Raw genomic sequence first — 9,201 nt, forward strand, 5'->3', positions numbered from 1 at the left:
GTCATGCGTCTTTTTCTTGCATTTAAGTACATATTCACATTCTATGAGCACATAGATATAGAAATGCAGTATGCTGATCACCAAAGCATAACGTTTGACTGTACGGTTAAAGATCATGTATCATACTTATTAGAAAGAAAATTGGGCGTAGTATAGAAAATCGCAAGCGGAAACTACAATTCCCTACATTTGAACTTGCAAGCGAGGTGAATATCATTGGGGATATGAAACTTTTTCGAATTGGCGAACTCGCCAAGACAGCTGGTGTCAGTGAGCGGACGATTGATTATTACACCAAGCTCGGATTAATCCATCCTGAGGAACGTACTCAGAAAAATTATCGTCTCTATAGTAATGAAACTTTAACCAGACTTGAACGTATTGTACAGATGAAACAAGAGAAGTATAGTCTCGACGAGATTAAGCAATCTCTTGAGAAGTGGCGTCTGGTTAGCACGGAAGAACAAGTTGCCAGCAAATTGACAACGTTGGAGCTTCATGTGCAACAACTTGAGCGAGAGGTTAACGAACTCAAACCGCTACTTGGGGAGATGAAACCTGTACAAGCACGCAAGATGATGGCAGGACTTCTTACGAAGAGTGCCGGTACAATGGAGGCATTGAAAATCTTGCTTGAGAACACCATGATGTAGCTTATTTCTAGAAAGCGGAGGAATGAATATGAGTTTTAATAACGGTATGTTCGTATTGATCATTATCGCCTTTTTGCTCTCTTTATGGGCGCAATTTCGCGTTAAAGGTACTTTCAGACGTTGGTCAGAGGTACCCAATCAGAATGGAATCACCGGCTACGATGCCGCTCGCCAGATGCTCGATGCTAACGGCCTGCATGATGTTCCCATTGAGCCAGTTCGCGGCACGCTCTCAGATCACTATGATCCGATTAATCGGGTTGTACGCTTATCTGAACCAGTATATTATGAAAACTCAATCTCAGCTGTTTCGGTAGCGTGTCACGAAGTGGGTCACGCCATTCAGCATAAAGAAAGTTATCCAATGCTGGTACTGCGTCACCGTATCTTCCCGATTGTGAATTTCGCATCCGGATTAGCTCCTTTCTTGCTGATTGCAGGATTCATCTTCAATGCCATGAACCTTGTAGGTATCGGTATCATCTTCTTCTCCGTAACTGTTGCGTTCCAACTCATCACATTGCCGGTTGAGTTCAACGCCAGCAATCGCGCAAGAGAGATTATGGTATCCGAAGGTTACATCCGCAATGAAGAAGAAAAAGGCGTGGCCAAAGTCTTGAATGCAGCAGCTTTGACTTACGTAGCCGCAGCATTGATCTCACTGTTGGAATTGATTCGTTACATTGGAATCTTTAACAGCCGCGATTAATTTAGCCGTACAATAACATAACAACAAAACAATACCCCACCGTTAATCGGATGGGGTATTATTTTGTTGTAAACCGAAATAATTGAGCAAGAACGAACGAAATGACTGGGCAACCAACGGAAGCTTGTCATGCGCACGGTGAATTAAGCCGATCGTACGTGTTACTTTTGGATGGGAGATGGCCACATGTGCAGGCTGCAATGGATTCGTCTGGAATAAGGCCATTTCAGGCAACAGACTAACCCCCATGCCAGCAGCGACCAATCCACGAATGGTGTCTGTCTCTTCACCCTCAAAAGCAATTTTGGGTGTAAAGCCAGCTTCCAGACAGGCATGCCACACAATAGGACGCAAAGAGTACCCTTTACTGAATAACACGAACTTATCATCTTTGAGCTGTTCGAGCGCAATCGTCTCCTCACCAGCTAACGGATGGTTCGGAGGAAGGATGGCATGTAGCTCTTCCGTAAGTACAATATCACCATCCACATGATCATGCTTCTCCGGAAAAGGAGAGATGAATGCCAGGTCCACTTCACCTGATAACACATCACGTATGAGTGTGGGGTACATTCCCTGCTTGAATCTGAATTTCACATTGGGGTACCGCTGACGGAATGCAGCTACGACGGAAGGAATCAGATGAATCCCCAGACTATGCGGAAAACCAATTCGAATCTCCCCATGCTCCGGGTCAAGAAACTCATGAACCTCCCCGACGGCCTTGTCCAGATCTTTCAATATGCCTTCAATTCGTTTACAAAAGAGCTGTCCCACAGCAGTCAACTGCAGGTTTCTTCCTTTTTGCATAAAAAGATCGACACCCAACTCTTCCTCCAACTGATGAATCTGACGACTCACCGCTGATTGTGCCACATGCAATTCTTCTGCAGCCTGCGTAACATGTTCCTTCTGTGCCACTTTCAAAAAGTAATGCAACTGTCTTAATTCCACTCGCCTGATCGCTCCAATCTGTTATACCCTACTTATCACTTGAATGCATTCCATTTTGAGAACGTTCTGACTACTGCTTGAAGCTACGGGGTTTCCACAATCTGATCAACAGTCCGTAAATAAAGAATCCACCGAGCAGTCCTCCGAGATGAGCCATCCAGTTGATGCCAGACACCGCGAATGAGAAAACAATCCCGAACAACAGCAAGGTATACATCGTTTTGCGCGAAGCTTCGTCCATCATCGTCCGCTGGAACAACGCTACATATAAGAACGCACCGTAGACCGCATAGATTGCTCCTGAAGCACCTACTGAGATGGTAATGCTTCCGACCGAGTTATACCATGCAACAGCAAGAATATTCCCCACTACGCCACCACCCAGGTACAACACACCGTATCTCACCGACCCAAGCAGCCGCTCCATCGGTGGCGCAAATACGATAAGCGCAAAGCTGTTAAACAATAAATGACTGAAACCTGCATGCAGGAAGATGGATGTAATGTAACGCCACCATTCCGTTGCGAACAGCTCATAGTTCGTAAGTGCTCCAAATTTAAGCAGCACCATATTGTTCGTTGAGCCACCGTTCACCGTCAATACAATGAACATGACTACATTGGCAATTAGAAAAAACGACGTCAGAGGGAAATACTTCAAATAACTTTTCCAGTTCTCATAGCGAATAAATATCATAAATTTCTTCTTTCACTCCACCCTGTTCAGATCAGACTACTATCTCAGATCCATCGTAATGGTACATGTCCGAATTGGACAATGCCTTTCATAAAAGATTATAATGGATTTTGGCACGGATCACCAATTTATAAGGAGGAACACTATTATGGCACAAGAACGTACAGGCGCAGCCACATTCAAAGGAAACCCTATTACATTGATCGGACCCGAACTGAAAGTGGGCGATCAAGCACCAGACTTCACAGTGAGCAAGAATCTGGTTGAAGATGCATCCTTGAAAGACTTCGCAGGCAAAATTAAACTAATCAGCGTTGTTCCTTCCCTGGATACCGGCGTATGCGATGCGCAAACTCGTCGCTTCAATGTTGAAGCTGGAGAGCTTGGAGACAACGTTGTTGTCCTGACCGTAAGCGCAGACCTTCCTTTCGCTCAAGCCCGTTGGTGCGGAGCAGCCGGTGTAGACCGCGTTGTCACACTGTCTGATTACAAATCACGCTCTTTCGGCGAAAATTATGGCGTTCTAATCAAAGAATTCCAATTGGACATGCGTTCCATTTTCGTATTGGATGCTGAAGACAAGATTACATATGTGGAATATCTGCCTGAGATGACAGAATCCCCTGACTTCGAGCAAGCTATTGCTGCTGTTAAAGCTTTGCTGTAGAAGGTTTCACACGTTCAGAACAAAAGCGAGGAAGGTTAACCTTCACTCGCTTTTTGTTATTTATCATCTATTTCACTCGCTTGTTTTATACTTGCTCAACTTCTTATCCAATACAGAGAACAAGTTCATAATCGTCCGATAATTGGAGCCCAAGTCTCCAAGTGAACCACGGGAAGCCGAATACATATCAACTGCACTGCGCACAGGACTTACCGATATAATGGAAACTGTAATATCCATCGTCCGTCCAAAGGTAGTCCGCTTCTCCAATATGACTTCTCCAACAGAAGGCACTTCATGCAACACTTTATAACCCGGAATTTTTTTGAGTGTTGAAGATACTTCTTCCCAGGCTCTGTCTTTGGATAAGTTATAATACCGTGTTTTTAATTTGGGATCCTTGGCTCGATCGCTGGTCCCCTCCATGCTGCGGATGATACCGACGAGCGTTCTCTTTAAGGTCAAGACCCTTCCTCCTTTGAGTGTAACCGTTCCATTTATGTAATCTAGTGTAACATTGTTCAAGTAGTAACAAAAGGGTAAGCATCACTTTTATTAGAAATACAATCATTACAACATAAAAACACCCTGAAATTCCTTCAATAAGAGGAAACGTCAGGGTGTTGTACATGAAAATTTAGAAACCCGCCTATGCCGTCCGGCTACATTGTCTTATGAACCTGCTTGGCAGGTGGGTGACCGCAAAAATGCTTTTTGAAGTCCCCATGTCGTATAGACAGGGCTTTTCAGCAACATTCTGTGTTGATCTCCCGAAGACGTCATCATTGGTTCAAAACAACGAATAACCGAAACGTACATCGCAGGATGTACAATTATTATATCCCTAACTGTGTAAAAAGTAAATGCCGAACAAACATGTTTTATTTTTGCAATGTAATGTTTTTGTCGTCTGATGGCTCCGATGCTTCGCCAGTCTCTTCTGATTTCTCAGCCAGTGCAGCAGCTTCCTCTTCTTCCTTCTTCAACTGCATCTTCTCCATCTGCTCCTGCATCTTGTTGAAGGTTGCATAGAAGTTAAAGAAAGCAAACCAGGCGATGATACTGATGATGAAGAATACGAACAATACAGGGTAACGGGAACCAATGTAGAACAGCAATCCGCTTCCGAGCAATGTGGAAAACACACGGAAAGGTCTGATCAACGTTAGCAAAACCGCATTTTTGATAATGAGCCCGATAGACATATGATAGTGTACAACCATCGAGAAAAAGTTAAAGAGTGATACAAATAACAAGAGAAGCAGCACAAGCATAATGATTCCCACAAGCTGCATGTTGCTGAACTGCGTCATGTACACGGTATAGTCCAGATACATAATCGCGAACAGCAGCGTGTAAAAAATGCCACCAATCAAACTTTGCTTGTAGTTTTCCTTATAACCTACAAAGAAAGTACGGAAGATCGGCACATCCGTATCACCCATATTCCATTTACGAACGACCGTAAACAGCGCCGACGTCGCCGGGAATAGTGTAAGCGGTGCCACAATGGCTATAGCCCAGTTCATTTGCAATGATTCGTTTGCGAGGTTCTGCTGCATAACGAGCAGCTTCATAATCAAGAAAAACAAGAACGGAGACGAACAAATAGCCCACAACAGATTGGTTGCGGCGAGTCTCGTAATCCACTCTGTAAGCCGGTAGATCCCACCCATAGCTCCTTTAAATTCCAAACATTTCTCCTCCTCCGCAGCCTTGCGTATAACCCTGAAGTCTAATATTAATATACCTTATTATAGATAGGAAAAGCCAGTACTTCCCGAAAACAGATCGGCTTTGCCCTGAATAGCACTTTCGGGAGGAAACCATATGATGTAGCCTCATTGGGAAAATAAAAAAATGGAGCAGTTGCCCGCTCCATTTCCACTTCACACATTTATATTACTCGAAAGAAGAATCTTTGGCAGGACGACGTCCTTCATTGTTGCTTGGACGTGGTTTGCGGTCACGGTTGTAACCACCTTCTCTGCTTCCTCCACCAGTGCTGCTAGTACTACTGCTGCTGCTGTTACGATCACGGTTGTAACTTCCGCCACGTCCGCCGCCACTGCTGTTGCGATCACGGTTGTAACTTCCGCCGCCGGCACTGCTGCCACTGCTGCGGTTACCGCTGTAACCCGATGGTTTACGTCCGCCTGAGCGAACATCCGGTTTACGACGCTTCGCACGAATCGGATCTTCAGGAGTCAGGTCAACCTGAGCATCTTTTTTGTCACCTGTCATGAGCTTCAGGGAAGCTGACAACAGCTGAACGGAATCATATTGCTCAAGCAACTGAATAGCGATACCTTTGTACTCGTTCAGTTCACCCGTTTGTACCGTTTCCAGCAAGCGCTCAGCTGTCAAACGTTGTTTTCCTTCTACAGCCTCAGCCATTGTTGGCAGTGGTTTGCGTGGAATACGGTGACGTGTTACACGCTCAATAAAGTGCAGGTGATCGATCTCACGAGGTGTAACGAAAGACCAAGCAGCGCCCTCTTTACCAGCACGGCCTGTACGACCGATACGGTGAACATAACTTTCCGGATCTTGCGGAAGGTCAAAGTTGATTACATGTGTTACGCCGGATACATCGAGACCACGTGCAGCCACATCTGTTGCCACGAGTACGTCAATGCTGCCGTCACGGAACTTACGCATTACAGCATCACGTTGGTTCTGAGACAAGTCACCATGGAGACCGTCTGCAGAATATCCACGTTTTTGAAGAGCTTCAGCCAATTCATCAACACGACGTTTGGTACGTCCGAATACAATCGCCAGTTCAGGGGATTCCATATCCAGCAAACGGCTCAATGCTTCGAATTTTTGACGCTCAGGCACTTCGATGTAAGATTGGTCAATCAGTGGTGCACTGACTTGTTTTGGAATTACGGATATGTGCTCAGGGTTATTCAAGAATTGTTGAGCCAATTTTTGAATATTAACAGGCATTGTAGCTGAGAACAGCATGGTTTGACGCTCGTCCGGAACTTGTTTCAGGATAGATTGAATATCCTCCATGAAACCCATGTCGAGCATTTCATCTGCTTCATCCAATACTACAGTTTGTACATCATCGAGCTTGATTGTTTTGCGGTTGATGTGGTCAAGGAGACGTCCAGGTGTACCAATGATAATCTGTGGTTTTCTTTTCAATGCACGGATCTGACGAACGATGTCTTGTCCGCCGTAGATTGGCAGGGAGCGCAGACCTTTGAAGCGAGTGAGTTTTTCGATCTCTTCAGCAACTTGGATTGCAAGTTCACGAGTAGGTGCCATAATGAGGGCGCGGATTTTTTCGTCACTTTTGTTAATTTTACTGATCAAGGGAATACCGAAAGCAGCAGTTTTACCTGTGCCCGTTTGTGCTTGACCAATCAAGTCTCTGCCTTCAAGTGCAAGAGGGATTGCTTTGGATTGAATCGGGGTTGCTTCTTCAAACCCGAGCTCGGTGATCGCTTGCAGCACCAGTGGTTCAAGATTGAAATCTGCGAAATTTAAATTTGTCAAAATTATTCATACTCCTTTTATATGGTGGACGTGGTGGACAATCCACTTTGTTGTCTGTATTCTTAAGTAGCGTTAATATTTATAGGTTATCCCAACAGGGCAAATTATTTTCACAAACGAACATAATTCGATGAATGGGTCCCCAACATAAGACTAAAACTACATACATGCGTTTGAAACATTTCAGTTCGATTTGGGGAAAGTTTCCTACTCAAGAATATCCACAAATCATTATATCACAAAACAAATCAAGATTACCAGCAATCTGGTTTTAAATATAAATGAGGTGATTGAATTGCCCAAAATAATTTGGCACTCTTTAGTGATCATATTGGGCGCTGCAGTTATTGCCTGCGGCTTTAATTGGTTTTTGGTTCCCCATCAGCTTTTGAGCGGCGGGGTGTCCGGTATTTCCATGCTTTTAGGTTATTTTACCAATTTGAATCTGAGTATAATGTATTTTGTTCTTAACATTCCCCTGCTCATTGCAGGTTGGTTTATTCTTGGACGACGTTTCATTATATTGAGTATTGTGTCGGTAGCAGCCACTTCTTGGTTCATCGCGCTTCTGCCTGTTTTTGCTGTGGCTACAGATCCTTTATTAAGCTCTGTATTTGGAGGAGTACTTATTGGACTGGGCACTGGTGTATCCTTTCGAGTTGGCGGCTCTACAGGTGGTCTGGACATTGTCGGTTCCATTTTCACGCGTAATCGAGACTTTCCGATTGGTACAGTGATGGCCGGCATGAACGGTGCAATCATCATGCTTGCAGGATACCTGAGTGACAATTGGAATACAGCCTTGGCTTCCATGGTATCGATCTACATTACAGGTAAAGTACTAGATCTCATCCACATCAGTCATGTCAAAGTAACACTGTACATTATTACGAACGAAACCGAAGCTATGTTAAGTAAATTACTCGTTCGCCCTCGCGGCGTTACCAAGATCAAGACTCAGGGAGCATACACGGATATTGACAAGGACATGTTGATGACCGTTACCACCCGTTACGAGTTGGTTGAGATCAAACGTATTATTAAGGAAACTGATCCGAACGCCTTTGTTAACATCGTGGAAACGGTTGGTGTTATGGGATCATTCCGCAGAAGTTGAGTCACATGTACGGTTAACAATTCATAACATTGTGGTATAATAACCGTGTACGGCTCCTAAATATGTTGTATAGCAGGTTCAACCCTTCAATTTCACAGGACATATGCTTTCCCGAATCGCGCCGAATGACTTACCATTTTGGAATTCGAGTAGGAAAGGGTGATTATTGTGGATATGGAAACGGTAAAACTGTTTGAGATTGTCAACAGATGGTGCCCGGAAATGCTCCCTTTCTTAAAACCGAATGAACTCGACTCACTGATTGTCCTCCGGGATGGGCTAGGCATTCTGGAACAGGGAGACGCAATGGAAATCATTCAGTACAGTATTTGTGAGCATCAAAATGAGATTTACATTCAATAATTTTTTTAGACTGATCATGCCGCTTCTTGTAGAGGATTTCCTCAGACAGGAAGCGGTTTTCATTTTTCCCATGTGTTTCATAACTTGATTAATATGGTTAAAAGCCCACAGGCTTTAATGTATAATTCATATATGGAATGCACATAAGGGAGTGGAAATGAATGAACATGTTATGGGCTTTACTGGCTATGGCCTTTGGAAGCTTTGGTGTCGCACCGATAGTGGCAGATCAGGGGAACCCCCAATTTCAATCGTTAACCAACAGTTTCAATACCGCAATTATTCAATCTCAAAAAGATCAGGTTGTTATTGATGCGGATAACCCGCCTGCCAAAATGGACCCCCAACCCGATGCACCCGTTGTCAAAGGCATCTATGTAACAGCTTACAGTGCCGGGGGCGCACGTATGAAAGAATTGCTGGAGCTGACGGACAATACGGAACTCAATGCCATGGTTATTGATATCAAAGACGATCTCGGATACATAACTTATCACACAGAAAACAAAGCGTTACAGAAAATGGGCA

At 44.2% G+C, this 9,201-nt stretch carries 11 protein-coding genes and 1 other RNA gene; 6 read left to right on the top strand and 6 right to left on the bottom strand.

Annotated features, from left to right (window positions below):
- Positions 1–224: 224 nt before the first annotated feature.
- Positions 225–653, top strand: a complete 429-nt coding sequence (locus tag C0Q44_RS29005; RefSeq protein WP_105410607.1) for a MerR family transcriptional regulator — start codon at positions 225–227, stop codon at positions 651–653.
- A 28-nt stretch (positions 654–681) separates the two neighbouring features.
- Positions 682–1,362, top strand: coding sequence for a zinc metallopeptidase (locus C0Q44_RS29010; protein WP_105410608.1), 681 nt, complete (start codon positions 682–684; stop codon positions 1,360–1,362).
- A gap of 42 nt (positions 1,363–1,404) precedes the next feature.
- Here the strand turns inward: C0Q44_RS29010 and gltC are convergent, their stop codons facing one another.
- Positions 1,405–2,316 carry a glutamate biosynthesis transcriptional regulator GltC gene (gene gltC / locus C0Q44_RS29015; protein ID WP_105410609.1) on the bottom strand — a complete coding sequence of 304 codons (912 nt, stop codon included), beginning with the start codon at positions 2,314–2,316 and terminating at the stop codon, positions 1,405–1,407.
- A gap of 70 nt (positions 2,317–2,386) precedes the next feature.
- Entirely contained in the window at positions 2,387–3,013 is a 627-nt protein-coding gene (locus C0Q44_RS29020) for a rhomboid family intramembrane serine protease (RefSeq protein ID WP_105410610.1), read from the bottom strand.
- A 148-nt stretch (positions 3,014–3,161) separates the two neighbouring features.
- On the opposite strand from C0Q44_RS29020, the gene tpx reads away from it, so the two are divergent.
- A complete protein-coding gene (tpx, locus tag C0Q44_RS29025) occupies positions 3,162–3,680 on the top strand; it encodes a thiol peroxidase (RefSeq protein ID WP_105410611.1) in 519 nt (172 codons plus the stop codon).
- Between the two features lie 72 nt (positions 3,681–3,752).
- Here tpx and C0Q44_RS29030 read toward each other — a convergent pair whose 3' ends face one another.
- From C0Q44_RS29030 to cshA, 4 genes are all read right to left on the bottom strand, one after another.
- Entirely contained in the window at positions 3,753–4,145 is a 393-nt protein-coding gene (locus tag C0Q44_RS29030; protein WP_105410612.1) for a DUF1499 domain-containing protein, read from the bottom strand.
- 173 nt (positions 4,146–4,318) lie between these two features.
- Positions 4,319–4,510, bottom strand: a non-coding RNA gene (gene ssrS / locus C0Q44_RS29035) — 6S RNA.
- Positions 4,511–4,561: 51 nt separating this feature from the next.
- Positions 4,562–5,374 (bottom strand): YesL family protein, encoded by an 813-nt coding sequence (locus tag C0Q44_RS29040; RefSeq protein WP_105410613.1) that lies wholly within the window; start codon positions 5,372–5,374, stop codon positions 4,562–4,564.
- 208 nt (positions 5,375–5,582) lie between these two features.
- The gene (gene cshA, locus C0Q44_RS29045; protein ID WP_105410614.1) at positions 5,583–7,193 is read right to left on the bottom strand and encodes a degradosome RNA helicase CshA; all 1,611 of its coding nucleotides are present in this window, start codon (positions 7,191–7,193) and stop codon (positions 5,583–5,585) included.
- A 295-nt stretch (positions 7,194–7,488) separates the two neighbouring features.
- Here cshA and C0Q44_RS29050 point away from each other — a divergent pair, with 295 nt between their 5' ends.
- The 3 genes from C0Q44_RS29050 to C0Q44_RS29060 all read left to right on the top strand — a co-directional run.
- Positions 7,489–8,310, top strand: coding sequence for a YitT family protein (locus tag C0Q44_RS29050; protein ID WP_105410615.1), 822 nt, complete (start codon positions 7,489–7,491; stop codon positions 8,308–8,310).
- A 174-nt stretch (positions 8,311–8,484) separates the two neighbouring features.
- Positions 8,485–8,673: a hypothetical protein gene (locus C0Q44_RS31355; RefSeq protein ID WP_029880762.1), complete on the top strand. Its 189-nt coding sequence runs from the start codon at positions 8,485–8,487 to the stop codon at positions 8,671–8,673.
- Positions 8,674–8,834: 161 nt separating this feature from the next.
- Positions 8,835–9,201: putative glycoside hydrolase (locus tag C0Q44_RS29060; protein WP_219845207.1), on the top strand; the 367-nt coding region annotated here is incomplete at its 3' end.

It is taken from the genome of Paenibacillus sp. PCH8 (assembly GCF_002968835.1).
GTDB lineage: Bacteria > Bacillota > Bacilli > Paenibacillales > Paenibacillaceae > Paenibacillus.

What these genes read in the sequence shown, in the direction of transcription:
- C0Q44_RS29020 (WP_105410610.1), bottom strand. Translation starts at nt 3,013, where the DNA reads ATGATATTTATTCGCTATGAGAACTGGAAAAGTTATTTGAAGTATTTC.
- C0Q44_RS29005 (WP_105410607.1), top strand. Translation starts at nt 225, where the DNA reads ATGAAACTTTTTCGAATTGGCGAACTCGCCAAGACAGCTGGTGTCAGT.
- C0Q44_RS29010 (WP_105410608.1), top strand. Translation starts at nt 682, where the DNA reads ATGAGTTTTAATAACGGTATGTTCGTATTGATCATTATCGCCTTTTTG.
- tpx (WP_105410611.1), top strand. Translation starts at nt 3,162, where the DNA reads ATGGCACAAGAACGTACAGGCGCAGCCACATTCAAAGGAAACCCTATT.
- C0Q44_RS31355 (WP_029880762.1), top strand. Translation starts at nt 8,485, where the DNA reads ATGGAAACGGTAAAACTGTTTGAGATTGTCAACAGATGGTGCCCGGAA.